Raw genomic sequence first — 17,495 nt, 5'->3', positions numbered from 1 at the left:
CAATCGGCCCAAAAAACTGACGTCGAGAGAATCAAGGGAGCGGAGTCGAAGAGGGCGCGGACGCCTCAAACGTAGTTCCGCAAGGCTTGTTTCAATTGGTCGACGACGTGTGCTTCGACGGCGCCTTCACTGACATTTGTCCCAAACGCTGCGCAACAAGCCGAGGGGTCGCCGTCGCTGATGCGGTAAACAGCAATGACACTTCCAGGCCCGCAGCCTGTGTGTCCGCACAGGATCAAGCCGCCTTCAGTTGTGCCCTGCATTACACCAAGGCCATATCCCGGTGTAACCCATGGACGTCCGGGAATCGGACCGCCCAATGTTCGTGCGGTCTGCATTGCCTGGAGCAAGTCCGTGGGGAGAAGGTGTCCGGTGAGCAGTCGATCCAGCAATAGCGCCGCTTGTGAAAGAGGACCGATCAGCAGGCCGTGATAGACCCAGGCGGGGTCATAATTCGGTGGGTTTCCAGGAGAGGCTTCTGCTAAATCTGCTCGCGTTTTAGCGAAGCGAACGCTCGACAAGCCTAAGGGCGTTAGTGCACGTCGACTCACGGCCTCTTCAAGCGCAAGATCAGTCACCCGTTCGATCAGTTTTCCAATCAGCCAGTAACCGACATTCGAGTAGTGCCAAGCGGTTCCGGGACTGTATCGAAGTCGAGCACCCTCAAGGCGCTGCATCATTTCATCTGCCGACCAGGCTGGCTCATTGTTCGCAACGGCAGTGTGATACTCCGCCAGTTCGCCATAATCGGCGAGACCGGCCTCATGCCGCAGTAACTGGCGCAACGTGAAAGGTTGATCGAGGATCGGATCGTCCAGTCCCACCAGCCCATCACGCACCAGAGACAGTGCCGTCACGGCCAGGACTGTTTTGGTAAAGCTCCACCATGGGACCGAGCGTTCTGATGGGGCCGGCGTGAGTGACTGGCCATTCGATACAAGTGAGCTCAGCATTGATTTCCCTGGGTGTTGAACAGATCGACAGCTCAACACGGTATCTCATTCGCCCTCATCCTTGAGGCGGCAAAGTCAAATAGAGCCATTTGTACCGTCCAGACCTGCATTCGATCTTGCTGTGGACGAGCCCCTTTACCTCTGTCCTTAGTCCTTAAAATAACCTGGTTATTTCATTCAAGATCCGATCCTGGATTTGAGTACTGGGCCTTTGGCGATAAGCCACTGCTAAAAAAGCAACGCCTTCGTAGTCGCAGCGGATCGAAAAAGTCATGCCTTCACGAAATCCAAAGACTGATCTTTCTCCTGCATCAACAAAGTATCTCGCTTTTGTAAGTGCCGCTCGGGCGTGTTTCAGGCAGTCAGTCTGGCTAAGCGAGTGTCGTATCCAGCTGGTCGTGACACGCACAGAGGAAGTCTCGCTATCATCGATAGGTGGTCGAGTCATTTCTTTATTGGGTGTATTAATATTATCGTTGCTGCTGCAAGCGATCAGCCCTATTGAGATAACAGAAAGTAAAAAGCCAAAACGGAGTCTCGAATGCTTGAGTGCGTTTCGCATCCTGGGGCGTTCCTGTGACGATGTGCAATGAATGAAATTGCAATTATTAACGTAATAGCGGGTTTCTGATTTTTTGCTACCTGTGATCGGCGAATGCGACCAGTGGTCGTAGATGGCTCGTCCTGTGGTTTTTCTCGAGAGATAGGCTGACTCACCGAACGTTCGGGCGAATCATGTCGCCCATAGGGTGAACAATGCCACTCAAAAAAGCAGCCTGGGTCACGACCCATGTGTCGATATTACGTTAGCTCAAGTCGCTCTAATGCATAATCCTTACCCTCCAGGGTAAGTTCAAAGACGGTGGAGCCGAACGTCCCTCGTGTCACTTTTCGCCTGACTAGACGTTTAACCTGAAGTTGATTTAAACCGGTTTCAACTTCTAACGTACTGAGCGAAACAAGTTTGCAAACCGAGTCTAAATTTGCAACTTTTCTGAAGTTTGCATGGTAGGCCAACGCCTCCATCAGTAGCGTTTGGTTATCCGTCAATTGCGGAAACTGAGGGTTGTTCATTTTGTAAACTTTTCGTTCTATCTCATGTAACTCGCCGTTAGCGCCGTCAGTGAAGCGGGCGTAGTAAAGCGCGACAGACAGCGTGCTGATTAAAATCGCGACAAGCATCAGCGCAGACCAATTCGGCATTGGCGTTTCCAGCAAAAGCCAATCCCGAAAACGTAGCAGCCAGCCCTTGGTCTCGGCTAACAACGTCAGGTCGAACCAGGTGTCGAGCAGCTTCATGGCAACCCAAACGATAAGGAACCCACCCGCCGAGCTAGCCATAGCCTTGAATGTGAATGGGACATGCTTGCCTTGTGCGGCCATGCTGCTCGCCTCTGTAGAAACAGATGCTGTGAGCATAGCAAGGGCAAAAAATCGTGGAGCAACACTTGAAATATCAGGCCCAAGATCGCCGCAGGATCTGGCTCATGGTGAATTCTTGACTGACCTGTTCACTACCTTCTTCGCGAAGGGTGACAACTCGACTGACTGAACCATTCGTTTTCTATCTGGCTCCATATCGATTCGAGATGGAGGAGTCGCTTGCATGCAATTCTTCAAGGATCTCTAGAAAAAGCTCTGCGCTTCGTGACAGAGGGCGAGAAGCCTCGGTTATTGCGCAGATGGTGTTATGGAACACGGGGCTGTCCGGTAACTCCCGCAAGTCGAAGCGCGGGGCAATGAGTTCGACATAATGCTCCGGTAGCAGCCCGGCATAGCCTCCACCTTCAACAAGCATCGCGATCGCTTCCAGTCCTGCGGCTTCGGGCCCACGTTCAAAACCATGCGCAGCCAGCGTTTCTTCGACGAAGGGATGCGGTCGATAAACCAATTGAGGGCGAAGCTGTTTCTCGCTCCGCGCTTGATTCGCCACATACACGCGGTGCTCTTCGACGAACAGCTTTTGGTAATGAAAGACTCGCTCTTTTCTGTACATCCCACGAATGGCCACCTGCACCCGGCGTTCGCGCAGTGCCTGGTTCAAATTGGCAAAGGTCATCACGGCGACTTCTGCCTGAACATTAGGTGCCCGTCGTCTCAGTTCTTTCAGCGCTTCGGTCAGTCGGCAATTCGGATCGGCGAGCATGTGCTCGACAGTACCAATCGAGACGGTGCCGGATATCACAGCACGTACCGCATCAATTTCAGGCTTGATTCGTTCAAGAGAGTTGAGGGCATTAGTCGTCAACTCCAGCGCCACCCTCCCTGCCGCGCTCAGCTTGAAACCTGCCGGACCTCGCTCGCAGAGGCGCACACCCAAGCGCTCCTCTACCTCCTTGATATGCCTGCTGATGGAGGCTTTGGTCATATTTAGCCGGCGTTCAGCCGCAGCAAATCCACCGGCTTCAGCGGCAGCACAGAAAATACGCAGAGAACGTAAGTCACGCTCGGTCAGGTCGAATCGGTTCATGGGAAAAAAGGTATCAGATTCCAAGACCATATTGCCAATAAAGTGATTTTACTTGTGCTTTCGCGCTGGCTAATTTGGTTCCAGCAACCTTCACAAATACAACACTCCAAGAAATGGGGGACCGCATCATGACAACACTCAGTCGCCGAAGCATCGTCAAAACCGTGCTCTTGACCTCGCTGGTTATCTGCACATCAAGCTTCGCATTAGCCCAGGCAGGTACGCTGGCCGACATCAAGCAGCGTGGCAAGCTGACAGTGGGCACCGAAGCCGCTTACGAACCTTATGAGTTCGTTGAAAACGGCAAGGTGGTGGGTTACGGCCACGATATTCTGGAACTGATGGCCGCCAAACTCGGCGTCGAGCTGGAGCAGTTGAACTTGCCGTTCAACGGTTTGCTTCCCGGATTGATGAGCAACAAATTTGATTTCGTGGCCACTTCCGTCGGGATCACACCGGAGCGTGCCAAACGGTTCGCATTCAGTCAGCCCATCGGTATTGTCCGCTCATTGTTCGTCGTCAAGGCGGACAACACCACTATCAGCAAGCCCGAGGATGTAGCAGGCAAAGTGGTGGGAACCCAGATGGGTTCTTCAGCCCAACAAGCACTGCAGGAATACGAGCGAGCACTCAAGGCCGGCAAAGGGCAGGGCTACGCTGACCTCAAACTGTTCCAGGGCTATCCCGATGTCGGCTTGGCGATTGCCAATGGCTCGATCGATGTGGGTGTTCTACCCAGCAACGTATTGGCTGTGCAAATGCGTCGCCAGCCAGACGTTTATAAGACGGTTGGCGAAGTCGGCGATGCCAAGCTGTTGGCTTGGGTAGTCAATGCTAAAAATCCTGAAGTACGCACCTTTATCAACGAAACCCTTGATGATATGCGTGCGACGGGCAAGTTGGCGGAACTGCAAAAAAAATGGTTCGGCGAAACGATGACATTACCGACTTCAGGGTATCTGCCTGAAGCGGCCCTCTAAAGGGAGGGTCAGGTAATGACGAGCTGGTTGAGTACACACACCGCGCTGGGACCCTTTTTCGATGGGCTACTACAAGGAGCAGCGACAACACTTATCGCAAGTAGCCTGGCTTTTCTGATAGGGCTCGGGCTCGGCGTCCTTTTACTTCTCCTTAGAGTCGCAGCAGGACCAATTTTCCGATACGCAGTGATGGTCTACGTCAGTGCCATCCGCGGCACACCGTTGTTGATCCAGTTGCTTATCGCGTATTTCGTTTTGCCGAGCCTGATCGGTATTGAGCTGACACCACTCGAAGCGGGGATCCTCGCCCTGTCTTTGAACACGGCGGCTTACATCAGTGAAATCCTGCGAGGCGCTTTGACTTCGATTCCTGGAGGTCAGGTGGCTGCAGCCCAGGCACTGGGAATGCGCGCTCATCAAAAGTGGCGTTACGTGCTGTTGCCGCAGATGTTCCATCGTTCCATTCCGCCGCTGACCAACGAGTACACCGTACTGCTCAAAGCCTCATCGCTGCTGTCGGTCATCGCTGTCAGTGAGCTTGCGACCGTGGCTCGTAACGCGACGCTGCAAAGCGATCTGCCACTGCAAGTGTTCAGTGCAACAGCGATCGTTTACTTCCTTATTCTGCTGTGCGCTTCGTCGATCTCGCGACTCATCGAGCGCCGCATTGCCAAGGTAATGCCAAATGCCCATTGATATTGAAGTGATCAGCCACGCAATCCCGGCGTTGCTGCAGGGGCTGAAAATCACCGCGACGGTCAGTGCCATAGGAATTCCGCTGGGGATGTTGATCGGTGCTTTGTTCGCTTACATGGCCGATGCCCAGCATTGGTTGCCAAGGCTGTTTGCCCGTTGTTATGTCGAACTTGTCCGAAATGTTCCATTCCTGATCGTGGTGTACCTGCTGTTTTTCGGCCTGCCGCAGCTAGGAGTGCAAGCCTCATCGTTTGCGATCGCCATTGGTGCCACGGCGTTCTACACGGCCGGATATTTCAGTGAAATCCTGCGTGCCGCCTTGAAGAGCGTGCCTGCCGGCCAGGCGCGTGCAGCGCGGTCGCTGGGGTTTTCCGTCTGGCAGGTTCAGCGCTACGTGGTCGTACCGCAAAGCTTCGGCTACCTGATCCCGCCTACGACCAGCCTGATCATCATGATGTTCAAGGACACCGCGATCTTCTCGGTAACCAGTCTTCCTGAGCTGACCTATCAGAGCAACCTGATGACCGCTGACACCTTCGCCTATCTCGAAGTGTTAGGCACCGCTGCATTGCTCTATTGGCTGTCGAGCATTGTCCTCGATGCGCTTGGCCAAGCACTGGAAGCCCGTGAAAGACACTGGCGGCATCGCTAGAAAATCCCATCATTTAGGAGTTTTTATGAAGAACCTGACCGTCGCCCCACGTACCAGCCATCAGACCCTGCTTTATTCAGAACTGATGACCGATCTGGACAACCTTCAACAGGCGGATATTGCGGTGCTTGGCATGCCTTTTGGTTCGCCTTACGGCCCGCGCTCATATACCAACGACCAGACCAATGCACCACTAGCAATACGTCAGCTCACTGACCGTATGGTGCGTGATCCACGGCATTATGATTTCGATATCGATGGCCCGTTGCTGCAAGGCCGTAGCGATATCCGATTCATCGATTGTGGTGATGTCTTGCCAGATGTCGCCAAACCGGGTGAGCACTATGAGCGTGCCGAGCAGGCCGTACGCCAGCTTCTCAAAGCCGGAGCGCTACCCGTCATCCTTGGCGGTGACCACGGAATTACTACGCCGGTTTTACGGGCCTACGACAGTCTCGACCCGATCACCATCATCCATATCGATGCGCACCTTGACTGGCGCGACGACGTGAACGGGATTCGGGAAGGGTTGTCCAGCCCAATACGTCGAGCCTCCGAAATGGCCCATGTCGGCCAAATCTTCCAGATCGGACTGCGCGCCCAAGGTAGCGCACGCCCCGAAGATCTTGAGGTCGCGCGCGAGTATGGTGCGGAGTTAATCAGTGCCTATGAACTGCATGAGATCGGCATGGACGCAGTACTTTCGCGAATTCCCGATGGTGGGAACTACTACTTGACCATTGATGCCGACGGCCTCGATCCAACCATCATGCCCGCTGTAGATGGTCCGGCCCCAGGTGGCGTGACTTTTTTACAGGCACGCAAACTCATTCACGGATTGGTGAAAAAAGGACGGGTAGTCGGTATGGATATCGTTGAAATCCAGCCGGGTAAAGACAACGCAAGCAACCTCACCTGCGTGACGGCGGGACGCTTGATTGTCAATCTGATCGGCGCCTCTATTCGCGCGGGGTACTTCGACAAATGATTCAGACTAACGCCGCAGTGGCATCGGTTTCCCGCTTCTCTGCAGATGTTCAGCCACACTGCATCAGAATGCGCGGAATCAATAAATGGTACGGAAATTTGCAAGTCCTCAAAGACTGCTCGACGCACGTGAGTAAAGGCGAAATTGTAGTGGTGTGCGGGCCTTCAGGTTCAGGCAAGTCGACATTGATCAAGACGGTCAACGGACTTGAGTCTTTTCAGAAAGGCGAAATCCTGGTGAATGGGCAATCGATCGGCAGTGCAAAAACGGATCTGCCAAAGTTGCGCCAGCAAGTGGGTATGGTGTTTCAGCATTTCGAGCTGTTCCCCCATATGTCGATCATCGAGAACCTGACGTTGCCACAAACGAAGGTGCTCCATCGTCCGACAAACGATGCGAAAGCCAAAGGTCTGGCATTGCTTGAACGTGTGGGCCTCAGCGCGCATGCCCACAAGTATCCGGCACAGCTCTCTGGAGGTCAGCAGCAGCGTGTTGCCATCGCCCGGGCGTTATCGATGGATCCGGTCATCATGCTCTTCGATGAGCCAACCTCGGCGCTGGATCCTGAGATGATCAACGAGGTGCTGGACGTAATGGTGTCGCTAGCCAAGGACGGCATGACGATGATGGTGGTCACCCATGAGATGGGCTTTGCTCGACGGGTGGCAGATCGGGTGGTGTTCATGGAAGAGGGGATGATCATTGATGACACATCCTCTGAAGCATTCTTTAACGGGACATCTTCGGAGCGGGCAAAACTCTTCCTGTCGAAAATACTGGGGCACTAAGTCCAGTAATGTATTCAGCGTTGAACACAGAGTCAGTCAATTAAAGCTCAGTCAGCAGGAATCGATAATGGATCACTCTGCTGACTGACGCATTTCGTATCAGATTTGCTTCGCATCGTGTAACAAGATCTGCGACCGACAGTGAAACGACCTTAATGCGGCCATCCACTTCAGATGGAGGTTTGCAAGGTCGGCTACTGGTCGGTTTCCGCCTGTCGTGAAGGGCAAATAACGGCCACGCCGGCAGCCCGTACGTCAACGCAAGTTCCAAGGCCGGTTACAAGGGGTATAACAGAACAAAGGGCGGTTCACCCAGAATGAGCCCTGCAAAGGCAGCACCCGGGCCAGGCGCCCCAGGCCCGATCGGCGCATTCGGCGCGGAGCGATGTGATGAGTTCCAGAGCACGGCGATGGGCTCGCAAGAGCCTTCTTGGCTGCATCGAACTGGCCTTGCTGGTCACTCCACTGTGCGCCAGCGCCATGTTCAAGTGCCAAACCAGGGACGGCGCTATCAGCTACACCAGCCAAGCCATCGCCAGCGCCCGCTGCACTCGCCTGAATGGCATGACGGGCGCCGGTGCCAAGGCAATGGCCCTGCCGCTTGTGCGGGACGACGACTCAGGCGCGGTGCGGATTCGGGTGTTCACCTTCATCCACAGGGGTGTTCGTCAATATGTCAGCCGGCGCCCCGTCGGGATCTCCGCACGGGTCGATGCCCTTGAGCTATATGTCATCAAGGGCTGCTATCTGTGCATGGCGCCGAAGAATTTCAAGGTTGCCTCACTGCGCCTGGACACCCAATCCTATCGGCGGGAGATCGAAGCCGCTTCGGGTCATTATGGTGTCGACAGGGCGCTGGTCCGCGCAGTGATACATGCCGAATCGGCGTTTCGGCCTAACGCCATTTCCGAGGCCGGTGCCCAGGGGTTGATGCAGTTGATGCCCGCCACCGCCCAGCGCTTTGCCGTGGACGATCCGTTCGACGCACGACAGAACATTCGTGGCGGCGTGCGCTACCTGGCCTGGCTGCTCAAGCGCTTCAACGGCAACCAGATGCTGGCGTTGGCAGGCTACAACGCTGGCGAAGCGTCCGTGGTCGAGTACAACGGGGTGCCTCCCTACGCCGAGACGCAATCCTACGTCACCCTCGTGCAGTCCTTGACCGAGCGCTATCGCAACCAGCGCTAGTACCGTAGGGCGCATAACCCGGAACAGGCCGGCGCAGCGAACTTCGCCTAACGGGCATCGAGGACTCTATAGATCTCAGAAGTCACCTGCATCGTTGCGTCTTCGATCGTTCCTTCATTACGGCATAGAACCCAGCCGTGATCTGCAATCGCTCGCTCGAATGCTTTGGTACAAGCGACATGTTCTTCCAGCTTATGGATCACGGTACTGCTCAGCCCACGCCGTCGTGCCGTTGCCCTGGCCCATGAAATATCAGGGGCGGTGACAACCCCGACATGCAGGTCTGGCACTCGCACGTTTCGATCAATGTTCAACTGGAGAATCTCTGCAAACGGGACTATTCGGCGAAACGCGGCGTCAGACGGGTACCAGCGATCGATCAGGATGATGCTGCCTGGTGGCTGTTTAGTCAGCACGTGCTGGGAAATCCAGGTACGGCTATCAGCAAAGCGCTCACAAACCCTCAACTCCAGATCCCGGGTGGGATTTCTGACGAGCCTGTTCACGAGGGCCATTGTTTCGCCCCTATCGGGATCGCTTTTTTGCTCGCAAAGGCGGATCACCTTTTTGTTGTCTGCCCTCAGTACTTTCGTAATGGCCTCCAGCAGTGTGGTTTTGCCGGTTCCCTTGGGCCCATCTAGAGAAACAAACAGCGGACGATTCATTCTTCAAACAACGATTGATATACGGTTTTTTTTGCCCGGTTCGTCCGCTGGAATTGCTTGGCGCAATGACGCGAATCGAGAGGAGGGTGCTATGAACAGAGATTGATGAACACTCTAACCTGATTTCTGGCTAATCCGGGATGCTCGGCCCCCCACTCAGGGCAAATATCTGGCGCTGCAGCGAGGTGCGCGGCCGATATTCTACTGGTCACGACGGTGCTGACTCAGCGACACCACCGTTACAAGAAGACGGCAGTGCGCGAAAACACTGCCGTCGACCCGCTACAGTGGCTAATACCGGTGAATCAAAAGCAGTACCCGATATTGATGTTTGTTCGGTACCAAATTCACGTAGCCGCTACTCAAGCAGTTGATCAATCAACACCGCGTTGGTGTAGATCAAGCTGCCGTCACTCGCTCGGTGTCCAACCAGGTGGAACTGTCCGCGTTCGTGTTGCAGATAGACACGCATCTGGCAGTCGGACAAGGGTGCGTATCCCTCGGGCATGATCAAATCCATCGAGTCCATGTCGACATCGACCATGGCTTCCGGCTCGTGGGACTTCTGCAAGCGCTCTTCGGCCTGCTCCAGACGAACATGCAGCGGTCCGTCGACATAGAAATGGACTTCCCCCATCGGGGTGGACTTTTGGGCGCCGCTGGTTTTGCACCAGCCTTCGATCGTCAGGGCACTCATGACGAAACCTCCCATGTGGATTGCTGGAATCTGTCGTTATCGTTCCTGCTCAACGCCATCGCGTATGTTGGATGACTGCACAAGGGCAGGGTTCTATTTTTTGCGCCGCTTCTGGCCGATCTCTGCTGTCCGTCATCAGAATTTCAGTATAGCCGGTCGCCGCGCCTCGCTTGCCAACCCCACGGCCCAACCCGATGGGCTCTATACTTCTTACTGACTTTACCGCCCGGATGGGTGGTGTTTGTCAGCCCTGCTTGTAGGTCAGTGGCGATGCTTATGCATAACCAATGAACAACAGGAATAGGATGAAGAGCAAATGGCAATAGCAATTGTCCTGATACTAATCGTTATTGCATCAGTGCTATTCCATCTACTAGCGCCTTGGCAAGCGACGCCGGCCGCTTCCAACTGGGGATCCATAGACACCACCCTGTTCATCACCCTGATCATCAGCGGAATATTTTTCATTGCCATCACGGTATTCATGGCGGTCGCGGTGATGCGGTATCGACACAAGGAGGGCGCCAGAGCGGCCTACCAGCCAGAAAGTAAAAAGCTGGAATTATGGTTGATTATCATTACTTCGGTCGGCATTGCCGGGATGTTGGCGCCAGGCCTGGTTGTCTACAACGATTTCATCCGTGTGCCGAAAGAAGCTTACGAACTTGAAGTGGTCGCCCAGCAGTGGCAGTGGGCTTTTCGCTTTCCCGGCCAGGACGCAAAGCTGGGCAAATCGGATATCAGGTTTATTGATTCCGCCAATCCCTTCGGCCTTGATCCCAAGGATCCTGCAGGGCAGGACGATGTGCTTGTCATGAATAATGAAGTTCGCCTTCCGCTTGATCGGTCGGTGAAAGTCTTGCTGCGCGCTAAAGATGTCCTGCACGATTTCTATGTGCCGCAAATTCGCAGCAAGATGGATATGGTGCCAGGGATGGTGTCGTACTTTTGGTTTACGCCGACTAAAACCGGAAAATACGAAGTCCTTTGCGCTGAATACTGTGGCGTAGGTCACTACAACATGCGCGGCCATATGATCGTGGAAGAGCAGGGCGACTTCGATCAATGGCTCAAAGGCCAACCGACTTTTGCGCAGACATTGACGACAGCGGCCAAACCCGGTCGCGACAGCGTGCTGGAAAAAGGCCGCCAGCTAGCCGAACAACTCGGCTGCAAGGCCTGCCATAGCCAGGATGGCAGTGCCAGTCTCGGCCCGGGATGGAAAGGGCTGTACGGCCGCACTGAACAGTTTGCCGATGGCACCCGTGCGGTGGTCGACGAGGCCTACCTGAAAGAGTCGATTCTCGATCCGAAAGCCCGACTGGTACAGGGCTACCCGCCGGTCATGGTGGCCTATACTCTCAAAGACGATGAACTGGGTGCTGTCATCGCCCTGATCAAGTCACTGGGTGCGGCGGCTCCGAGTGACTAGGAGCTGAAAGCCCTAATAATTTTTATCAAATCCAAAGCGAATGCTGACGCTGACGCAAACAAGGCGGAGCCAGGGAAGTAGCCGTAAAGCAGCCAGAAATACACTGAAACTTCGGCAGGAGGATGACGTGATGGCCTATGCGGAGCAAGCTGAAACAGAAGCACTGCACGAGCCCAAGAGTTTCCTGACCAAGTACATCTGGAGTCAGGACCACAAGGTCATAGCCATTCAATATTCGTTGACGGCGATCTTCGTGGGGCTCATCGCTCTGGTGTTGTCCGGCTTGATGCGCATGCAGATTGGCTTCCCCGGCAGTTTGGCGTTCATGGATGCCAGTACTTACTATCAGGCGATGACCATGCACGGCATGATCATGGTCATTTACTTGCTCACGGCGTTGTTTCTGGGGGGCTTCGGCAACTACCTGATCCCGCTGATGGTGGGCGCCCGCGACATGGTCTTCCCCTACGTCAACATGCTCAGCTACTGGTTTTACCTGGTGGCGGTAGTGGTGTTGCTCAGCAGTTTTTTTGTCCCTGGCGGCCCGACCGGTTCCGGTTGGACGCTCTATCCGCCACAGTCCATTACCCAGGGCACACCGGGGGTGGAGTGGGGCATTGTCCTGATGCTTGTCTCACTGGCGATTTTCATTGTCGCGGCCACCATGGGCGGGTTGAACTACGTCACCACGGTGTTGCAGGCGCGCACGCACGGCATGACCTTGTTTCGCATGCCGCTCTCGGTATGGGGCATCTTCATGGCCTCGATCATGGCCTTGCTGGCGTTCCCGGCGTTGTTTGTCAGTGCGGTGATGATGCTGTTCGACAAGCTGTTGGGCACCAGTTTCTTCATGCCGGCGATGATTTCGCTGGGGCAGCAGCTCGATCACCAGGGTGGCAGCCCGATATTGTTCCAGCACCTGTTCTGGTTCTTCGGCCACCCGGAGGTCTACATCGTTGCGCTCCCTGCGTTTGGTCTGGTCTCCGACTTGATCAGTACCCATGCGCGTAAAAACATCTTCGGCTACCGAATGATGGTGTGGGCCATTATTGCGATTGGCGTACTGAGCTTTGTGGTCTGGGCGCACCATATGTATGTCAGCGGAATGAACCCGTACTTTGGCTTCTTCTTCGCCGTCACCACGTTGATCATCGCAGTGCCGACCGCGCTGAAAGTCTATAACTGGGTACTGACCTTGTGGCGCGGCGACATCCATCTGACCGTACCGATGCTGTTTGCCCTGGCCTTTATCGTCACCTTCCTGGTCGGTGGTCTGACCGGGTTGTTTCTCGGCAATGTGATCGTGGACATCCCGCTCTCGGACACCTATTTCGTCGTGGCCCATTTTCATATGGTCATGGGGGTCGCCCCGGTCCTGGTGGTGTTCGGCGCCATTTATCACTGGTTCCCGAAAGTCACCGGGCGCATGTGGAATGACACCCTGGGCAAGCTGCATTTCTGGATTACCTTTCTGGGCACCTACGCCATCTTCTTCCCCATGCACTACCTGGGATTCCAGGGCATGCCACGTCGCTATTACGCCTATGAAAACTACGCCTTCATCCCGCAGTCCGCGCAAGACTTGAATGCTTTCATTACGGTGGTCGCATTGACGGTCGGCGTTTCTCAGCTGCTGTTTCTGTTCAACCTGACCTGGAGTGCATTCAAGGGCAAACCCGCAGGCAGTAATCCCTGGGGCGCGGCCAGCCTGGAATGGCAAACACCGGACACCCCGCCGAAACACGGTAACTGGGGAGAGAAATTGCCGGTCGTGCATCGCTGGGCCTATGACTACAGTGTGCCGGGGATCGAGCAGGATTTTGTGCCGCAAACGGTCTCCGCCGAGGCGCTGGAGCACATGCGGCAACTCAGTGCCGGACCTAAAATAGCGGACATCAAGACATGAACAGGCTGCTATTGAGAAACATCGGCGGCGCTGATCCCGGCGCCAGTTGGAGTCGCGACCCTGAGGGTATTCAGGGCGCCGAGGTTGCCGATAGAAGGCAAACCGCGAAGGTAGGCCTGCGCTTGTTTCTGGTGGTGGTGAGTTCGTTATTTTTCCTCTTCCTGATTGCCTTTATTGCCCGTTCACAAATGACCGACTGGCGCCCCCTGACAGAGCCTTGGGCGCCGTTAGGCGATCTGTGGCCGCTCTGGTTGAATTCGGCTTTCCTGGTATTGAGTTGCATCGCACTGCAGTGCTCGCGCGTGGCCGCCCGACAGGCAAGGCGGGGCGCAACGGTCATTGGTTTTACATTGGGGGGCGTGTTTGCCATTGCCTTTCTGGCGGGGCAACTCTGGGTCTGGCAGCAGTTTGTCGCCTGGGGCTACGTTGTCGCCAGCAATCCGGCCAACAGTTTCTTCTACCTGTTGACCGGTCTGCATGGGCTCCATGTGCTGGGCGGGCTGATCGTCTGGTGCTGGACCGTCGCTAAATTTTTGCGGCATGTGCCACTGGCACAACTCAGCGCCAGCGTAGAGCTCTGTGCCATCTATTGGCATTACTTGCTGGGCCTTTGGTTCGTGCTCTTCGCGCTGCTGACCAGCACGCCGCAAACCTATGAAGCCATCGCCAGATTCTGCGGCCTGAGGTGAACAGCCATGGCATTGCACCCACAAGCCCAAGCCGAGTCCAGTTCATCCAGTCCATCAGGTACGCCGCCTGCACCGGGATGGCAGGGCATCGCCAGCGATTGGTCCTCGGATAAAGAGGCCTTCAAGCAGGTGTCTTGGGGCAAGGCGATGATGTGGATATTCCTGCTCAGCGATACGTTTATATTTACCTGTTTTCTGACCGGCTACATGTCGGTACGCATGACCATCACCAGCGCCTGGCCGAACCCCAGTGAAGTGTTCGCATTGACGATCGGCGGCAAGGAAATCCCGCTTATTCTGATCGCCATCATGACCTTTGTGCTGATCAGTAGCAGCGGCACCATGGCCATGGCCGTCAATTTCGCCTATCGGCGTGATCGCGCGAAAACCACGGCGCTGATGCTGGCAACCGCTGCCCTGGGGGTGACTTTCGTCGGCATGCAGGCGTTTGAATGGACCAAGCTCATCGCAGAAGGGGTGCGTCCCTGGGGGAACCCCATGGGCGCGGCGCAGTTTGGTGCCTGCTTTTTCATGATTACCGGTTTTCACGGACTGCATGTGTCAATCGGCGCTCTCTACCTCAGCATTGTGGCGCTGAAGGTATGGCGTGGAGATTATGAGCGCTCCGGAAACTATCAGAACGTCGAGATAGCCGGGCTTTACTGGCACTTCGTGGATTTGGTGTGGGTATTTATTTTTGCATTCTTCTATTTATGGTAGAGGAGCACGAGTGATGGCACTTGCTCAGGGCCAGCAACATCCAATCAGTTTGTACCTCAAGATCTGGGGGTTGTTATTCGTCCTCAGTACGCTGTCGTACCTGGTCGATTACTTCCACTTCCAAGGCTACCTTCGGTGGTCCCTTATTATCACTTTCATGTTGTTGAAGGCAGGTTTGATTGTCTCCATCTTCATGCACATGGCATGGGAGCGCCTGGCCTTGGTCTACGCCATACTGGTGCCACCGTTGTGTTTACTGGTGCTCATCGGGCTGATGGCCACCGAGGCAGACTATATTTTCCTCAGCCGGGGCATTTTCTTTGGCCAGTGAGCAACGTTCGGATGACCTTGTCTCCAGATGCTAACCCGATATCACTCGCTTGAACTGATGCCATTTGTGCTGCCAGGCCACTGTCCAGTGGGGGGCAGCCGTACCGGTGCCGGCGATCTTCAGCTTCGGATGCTGTTTGATGACTTGGTCCAGTACCGATTCCTGACACGGTTCAACATCCACGAAGAAGATATGTTTGCCGTCTTTTACGGCCTGTTTGAAATTGCGGAAGTGAGTGTTCGGCACCTGGAAGCCAAAAAAACCGCCTTCCCAGACGCAGAAGCCCAATACAACAATGGCAAGGAAGATAAAGGGCATCCAGCCTGCGGCGGATTCGGTCCAGCCCATCCAATAGGCGCCACCCAGGACCAGCGCCGCGAGCGGAACACCGATCACCGCACCAATCTCACCCGAGTGAACCGCATCCTGTTCCATTAAAGAGCTGATCTCGTGGAGGTGATGGTCTTCTACATCAGCAACTTTTTCACTGAGTACATGGATCTGTTCGGAATTGATGCCGCTGGCTTCCAGTTCATATTCCACGGTTTCAAGATCGTTGAGATTGTCACTGATGTAATAGTGTCGGTTCATGCCACACCTCCCGTTTCGGGTTTGCTGTAGACCTCCTCTGTCCTGCAGCAGTCGGTAGCTGTACTGTGGGGAACGTAGTTGCACACCTCATGCAATCTGAAAAAAGTATAGCACTCACCACCCTGCGGATTGGCCGCTAGCTGATCTGCACAATGACCGGACCTTCCGTTACGATCGGCGGGTTTGCGTGGATGTTCGATGCATTTTTCTGAACCCATTCACGCGCGACTTTCAGGCTCGCATCGCTGCCGGCCTTGTCCGTGCAAACCGTTACCGACGTGCCGCCATCACCCGTATTCAACAGTGTGTAGCTGACGAGGCCAGGCACTGTGCGCAGGGTCGCTTCGACGTCGACATGGCGCTCTTCCAACCGCTGGAAAAGCTCTTTTGCTCCGGTACCCAGGTAGGTTCTTATCACTGCATACATAGCCGTCTCCCTTTGGAGTGCCGCCTGGATGCCAATCCAGATCCGTTGATGGCCGCTCTTGATTAAGTTTTGATTTCACCCTGATTTATTAAGCTTAGCCAAACACCGGCGACAATCGTAATGCAACGACCACCGGCCATTTTGGCCGATTGCTGTCCTGCATGAAGAGCAGCAATAGACCCTGCTTAGATAAGGCCTTTCGCAGTTGAGCATCGGCTTGGAAAGAGAGCGGCACTTTGCACTAGCGGCGATAGTAACGGCGGTCGTCCTCGTAACGGTGCCGCATGGCCCGATCCTGGTGGCGCTCCCAATCACGATGGCGTTCGGCTTCTCGACGGGCTTGTTCTCTACGCCATTTATCTCTACGCCAGTCGTCCCGGCGCCAATCGTCTCTGCGATCATGCCAGTGGCCGTCATGCCAGTACCGGCGGTCGTCATGGGCAAGTAAAGGCGCTTGTTGCGTGCCAGCCATACTGGCCAAGGTCGGCCAAGGATTGCTGGCGGGCTGGAGCGGAGCCTGAACGGCTGCGACCTCAGTGGCGAAAACAGGGGTTGACGTCTTCAACTGTGTGGCTGATGCCGAGCCCACTGCCGCGAACGCGAACAGGCCGAGGAGCACCATCCGGGGGACATGGAATTTCATGAGCGAAGACAACCTCTGATTGACAATTGGGCATGTGGCCATCTGACAGAGGTCAGCCTGTGGGGGCGTGCTGACTGAGCGGATGTGCCTATCCACATAGACCGATAAACAGAGAAAAGTTCTGGAGGGCGGTGCCTGAATAGCCAAAGGTCTGAGTGTTGACCCTTCTTGAAACTCACTTTCTCGATGCTCATTTCTGATACGGGTCGCAACGTCGCGTTGCGTAACCGCAACTCCCCATTGATTCAGGTGGCGCAGCAAAGGCGGCCGCGACCTTGCCGGTCAACTCCATGCACCCGCATCAATCGCGACGCGCGACCTGACCAGAACTACTGACCGCCCCAAGTGGTGTCCGTCAGGATGTACGCAAGCCGTTGCGTCTGGCCTTGATGGTCGATGTACTCCATGGTCGCCGGATACACTGCGTCCTCAACGGGCGTTGCCGTCACCGAGACCACCTCGGCGATATCCAGGTGCATCCCATACTTGTACTGAGTATCGGCGACAGATGACGCGCTGGCGGTCAGCACGGGACCTGTCGTCAGCAACAGCATGACGAAACACAATGGCTTTTTCATTTTCGTTTCCTCAGTATTTCTGTAGCGCTTCCCATTCCCTGTCCAGTTGATCGAGTGACTGTCTGAGTCACTTTTTGGGTCGATGCAATCAACCAGTATGG

At 55.1% G+C, this 17,495-nt stretch carries 20 protein-coding genes and 1 pseudogene; 11 read left to right on the top strand and 10 right to left on the bottom strand.

The window, feature by feature from the left end:
- Positions 1 to 65: 65 nt before the first annotated feature.
- From CKW15_RS01890 to CKW15_RS01880, 4 genes are all read right to left on the bottom strand, one after another.
- Complete coding sequence (locus CKW15_RS01890; protein WP_095151421.1) at positions 66 to 953, bottom strand: serine hydrolase; 888 nt, start codon at positions 951 to 953, stop codon at positions 66 to 68.
- A 154-nt stretch (positions 954 to 1,107) separates the two neighbouring features.
- On the bottom strand, positions 1,108 to 1,515 hold the full coding sequence (locus CKW15_RS27845; RefSeq protein ID WP_143498332.1) for a hypothetical protein: 408 nt from the start codon (positions 1,513 to 1,515) through the stop codon (positions 1,108 to 1,110).
- Between the two features lie 239 nt (positions 1,516 to 1,754).
- The gene (locus CKW15_RS01885; protein ID WP_095151420.1) at positions 1,755 to 2,336 is read right to left on the bottom strand and encodes a hypothetical protein; all 582 of its coding nucleotides are present in this window, start codon (positions 2,334 to 2,336) and stop codon (positions 1,755 to 1,757) included.
- A 181-nt stretch (positions 2,337 to 2,517) separates the two neighbouring features.
- Positions 2,518 to 3,447 carry a LysR family transcriptional regulator gene (locus tag CKW15_RS01880; protein WP_218232046.1) on the bottom strand — a complete coding sequence of 310 codons (930 nt, stop codon included), beginning with the start codon at positions 3,445 to 3,447 and terminating at the stop codon, positions 2,518 to 2,520.
- Positions 3,448 to 3,551: 104 nt separating this feature from the next.
- Between CKW15_RS01880 and CKW15_RS01875 the strand changes: the two genes are divergently transcribed.
- From CKW15_RS01875 to CKW15_RS01850, 6 genes are all read left to right on the top strand, one after another.
- Positions 3,552 to 4,403: a transporter substrate-binding domain-containing protein gene (locus CKW15_RS01875; RefSeq protein ID WP_095151469.1), complete on the top strand. Its 852-nt coding sequence runs from the start codon at positions 3,552 to 3,554 to the stop codon at positions 4,401 to 4,403.
- A 15-nt stretch (positions 4,404 to 4,418) separates the two neighbouring features.
- A complete protein-coding gene (locus tag CKW15_RS01870; RefSeq protein WP_095151419.1) occupies positions 4,419 to 5,099 on the top strand; it encodes an amino acid ABC transporter permease in 681 nt (226 codons plus the stop codon).
- Positions 5,089 to 5,751 (top strand): amino acid ABC transporter permease, encoded by a 663-nt coding sequence (locus tag CKW15_RS01865; protein ID WP_095056804.1) that lies wholly within the window; start codon positions 5,089 to 5,091, stop codon positions 5,749 to 5,751. The genes CKW15_RS01870 and CKW15_RS01865 overlap by 11 nt, the downstream gene beginning before the upstream one ends.
- Positions 5,752 to 5,776: 25 nt before the next feature.
- Positions 5,777 to 6,739: an agmatinase gene (locus CKW15_RS01860; RefSeq protein WP_095056803.1), complete on the top strand. Its 963-nt coding sequence runs from the start codon at positions 5,777 to 5,779 to the stop codon at positions 6,737 to 6,739.
- A 68-nt stretch (positions 6,740 to 6,807) separates the two neighbouring features.
- Entirely contained in the window at positions 6,808 to 7,527 is a 720-nt protein-coding gene (locus CKW15_RS01855) for an amino acid ABC transporter ATP-binding protein (protein WP_223530247.1), read from the top strand.
- 390 nt (positions 7,528 to 7,917) lie between these two features.
- Complete coding sequence (locus CKW15_RS01850; RefSeq protein WP_095151417.1) at positions 7,918 to 8,715, top strand: lytic transglycosylase domain-containing protein; 798 nt, start codon at positions 7,918 to 7,920, stop codon at positions 8,713 to 8,715.
- Between the two features lie 47 nt (positions 8,716 to 8,762).
- Here the strand turns inward: CKW15_RS01850 and CKW15_RS01845 are convergent, their stop codons facing one another.
- Together CKW15_RS01845 and CKW15_RS01840 are read right to left on the bottom strand one after the other, a co-directional pair.
- Positions 8,763 to 9,380 carry a dTMP kinase gene (locus CKW15_RS01845; protein ID WP_095151416.1) on the bottom strand — a complete coding sequence of 206 codons (618 nt, stop codon included), beginning with the start codon at positions 9,378 to 9,380 and terminating at the stop codon, positions 8,763 to 8,765.
- Positions 9,381 to 9,738: 358 nt separating this feature from the next.
- Entirely contained in the window at positions 9,739 to 10,077 is a 339-nt protein-coding gene (locus CKW15_RS01840; RefSeq protein ID WP_095056935.1) for a hypothetical protein, read from the bottom strand.
- A gap of 316 nt (positions 10,078 to 10,393) precedes the next feature.
- On the opposite strand from CKW15_RS01840, the pseudogene CKW15_RS01835 reads away from it, so the two are divergent.
- From CKW15_RS01835 to CKW15_RS01815, 5 genes and pseudogenes are all read left to right on the top strand, one after another.
- Positions 10,394 to 11,506, top strand: a pseudogene (locus tag CKW15_RS01835) (c-type cytochrome); the annotation flags it as partial.
- 133 nt (positions 11,507 to 11,639) lie between these two features.
- Entirely contained in the window at positions 11,640 to 13,415 is a 1,776-nt protein-coding gene (ctaD, locus tag CKW15_RS01830) for a cytochrome c oxidase subunit I (RefSeq protein WP_095151415.1), read from the top strand.
- Positions 13,412 to 14,104 carry a cytochrome c oxidase subunit 3 gene (locus tag CKW15_RS01825; protein WP_095151414.1) on the top strand — a complete coding sequence of 231 codons (693 nt, stop codon included), beginning with the start codon at positions 13,412 to 13,414 and terminating at the stop codon, positions 14,102 to 14,104. Before ctaD ends, CKW15_RS01825 begins: the two co-directional genes overlap by 4 nt.
- Before the next feature lie 6 nt (positions 14,105 to 14,110).
- On the top strand, positions 14,111 to 14,824 hold the full coding sequence (locus CKW15_RS01820) for a heme-copper oxidase subunit III family protein (RefSeq protein ID WP_095151413.1): 714 nt from the start codon (positions 14,111 to 14,113) through the stop codon (positions 14,822 to 14,824).
- 13 nt (positions 14,825 to 14,837) lie between these two features.
- Entirely contained in the window at positions 14,838 to 15,155 is a 318-nt protein-coding gene (locus CKW15_RS01815) for a cytochrome C oxidase subunit IV family protein (RefSeq protein WP_095056796.1), read from the top strand.
- A gap of 30 nt (positions 15,156 to 15,185) precedes the next feature.
- Here CKW15_RS01815 and CKW15_RS01810 read toward each other — a convergent pair whose 3' ends face one another.
- From CKW15_RS01810 to CKW15_RS01795, 4 genes are all read right to left on the bottom strand, one after another.
- Positions 15,186 to 15,746: a hypothetical protein gene (locus tag CKW15_RS01810; protein ID WP_095151412.1), complete on the bottom strand. Its 561-nt coding sequence runs from the start codon at positions 15,744 to 15,746 to the stop codon at positions 15,186 to 15,188.
- Positions 15,747 to 15,882: 136 nt separating this feature from the next.
- Complete coding sequence (locus CKW15_RS01805) at positions 15,883 to 16,173, bottom strand: hypothetical protein (RefSeq protein WP_095056794.1); 291 nt, start codon at positions 16,171 to 16,173, stop codon at positions 15,883 to 15,885.
- Positions 16,174 to 16,414: 241 nt separating this feature from the next.
- Entirely contained in the window at positions 16,415 to 16,816 is a 402-nt protein-coding gene (locus CKW15_RS28620) for a hypothetical protein (protein WP_095056934.1), read from the bottom strand.
- A 329-nt stretch (positions 16,817 to 17,145) separates the two neighbouring features.
- On the bottom strand, positions 17,146 to 17,394 hold the full coding sequence (locus CKW15_RS01795) for a DUF2790 domain-containing protein (protein WP_256583035.1): 249 nt from the start codon (positions 17,392 to 17,394) through the stop codon (positions 17,146 to 17,148).
- Between the last annotated feature and the right edge of the window lie 101 nt (positions 17,395 to 17,495).

This window comes from Pseudomonas sp. Irchel s3b5, from assembly GCF_900187435.1.
Taxonomy (GTDB): Bacteria; Pseudomonadota; Gammaproteobacteria; order Pseudomonadales; family Pseudomonadaceae; genus Aquipseudomonas.
Note: the sequence above shows the minus strand (reverse complement) of the source record. Positions and strands in the feature narration are given on the sequence as shown.